Origin of the sequence: Streptomyces sp. CC53, assembly GCF_001865245.1 — a bacterium.
In the GTDB taxonomy this organism is placed as follows: domain Bacteria; phylum Actinomycetota; class Actinomycetes; order Streptomycetales; family Streptomycetaceae; genus Streptomyces.
Genome location: NZ_MKXB01000156.1, coordinates 1 through 1263, shown reverse-complemented (window position 1 = coordinate 1263; position 1263 = coordinate 1). Strand labels below are relative to the sequence as shown.

2 protein-coding genes are annotated in these 1263 nt (G+C 77.0%); one reads left to right on the top strand and one right to left on the bottom strand.

Annotated elements, in window-relative coordinates; genetic code table 11:
* Positions 1-338 precede the first annotated feature (338 nt).
* Positions 339-539, top strand: coding sequence for a hypothetical protein (locus BJP40_RS17760; protein ID WP_071281215.1), 201 nt, complete (start codon positions 339-341; stop codon positions 537-539).
* An 80-nt stretch (positions 540-619) separates the two neighbouring features.
* On the opposite strand, the gene BJP40_RS35680 is transcribed toward BJP40_RS17760, so the two are convergent.
* Positions 620-742: a hypothetical protein gene (locus BJP40_RS35680; protein ID WP_256220756.1), complete on the bottom strand. Its 123-nt coding sequence runs from the start codon at positions 740-742 to the stop codon at positions 620-622.
* Positions 743-1263 lie beyond the last annotated feature (521 nt).

Sequence of the window (1263 nt, the reverse complement as noted above, 5' to 3'; positions counted from 1 at the left end):
TCCGCACGCCGGCACCGCACCCGGGAACCCACACCCTGCCGCCGGGCGGAGCGGGCGACGCCTGCGGGAGGGTGCGGCCGGCCGCGGGGCGCGCTCGGCGTCGCGGCGACCGGTCGCCGGGCCCACGGGTGCCCAGCCGGCCGGAGGGCCCCGGCGCTCCTCCGCGCCACCGCACGTCACCGGCATGGTGTGCGGGACAGGACAGGACGCCCCGGCCGACCGCCGAGGGAGGACCCGCTCTGCGTCACCCTGCGTGTCCGTCCCGGCACGGCGACCGCGGATGCGTCGGCGCCGGTGGGCGACGACAATGGCGAGTGCCGGACGACAAAGGAGGCGGCATGAAAGAAGAGCCCGATTCGACCTCCCGACTGGGCGGCGTCACCCCTGACGCCCTCCTCCACAGTGGTGCCGAAGGCGACTTCACCGCGGAAGACCTCGTCCTCGCCTCCGGGCGCGACGTGAACCCGAAGAACCTGGCATGGGCCGAGCGCAGGATGGCCGAGAAGGGCAAGGCCGCTCTCGACGAGCTCCTCCCCTGATCCGCTCCTTCTCTCCGCGACCGCTCTGGGCCGCGCCGCCTCCGACCGGAGAGTCGCTTCCGGGTGGGGCGGTGTGCGGCTCAGAGCCGTGCCACGCTCCGCGTGATCAGCACGACCAGTGCCAGGACCGCCACGGCGGCGGCGACGAAGGCCACATCGGCCATCGCGAGCTCCTCAGGGGAATCAACGGGGTTCGGCGGCAACCGCCACTCCGAGGAAACCCGCCCGGGGGAACTCCTATGAGCCCGTTGACGGCCTCCATACGCGGCACTGCGCCCCGTTAACGCGTTCTTAACGCCCCCCTGCCCCAGGCCCGTGGCCCCCCGCCGGTCTTGCCTGGACCTGGCGGCCGTCTGCCCCGCGCGGCGGCGGGCGGCGGACCGACCGCCCACGTCGTTCGCCCCGGGCCGACAGCCCACGTCGTTCCCCAGGCCCGTGGCCCCTACCGGTCCTGCCTGGGCCTCGGGGCCTTCCGCCAGGCGCCGTGCGGGCGGCGGACCCACCGCCCACATCCGTACGCCCACGTCCGTACGCCCCCGCGCCGGCCCCCGGCCGCCGCACTTGCCGCTGGCCCCCGGGACGGCTCTGACGGGCAGCAGGTCCGCGTCCCGCGTCCCGCGGCGGGCGGCGGCGGGGCGCTGGGCCCCCGCAGAGCCCCGTCGGGGCCCCCGGGGCTGCGCTCGCCTCCGCGCCCCGCCCCGGGCCCCCGCGCCCCACGCCCCGC

Excerpts from the sequence above, each read along its gene's own strand:
- BJP40_RS17760 (WP_071281215.1), top strand. The coding sequence starts at position 339 with ATGAAAGAAGAGCCCGATTCGACCTCCCGACTGGGCGGCGTCACCCCT.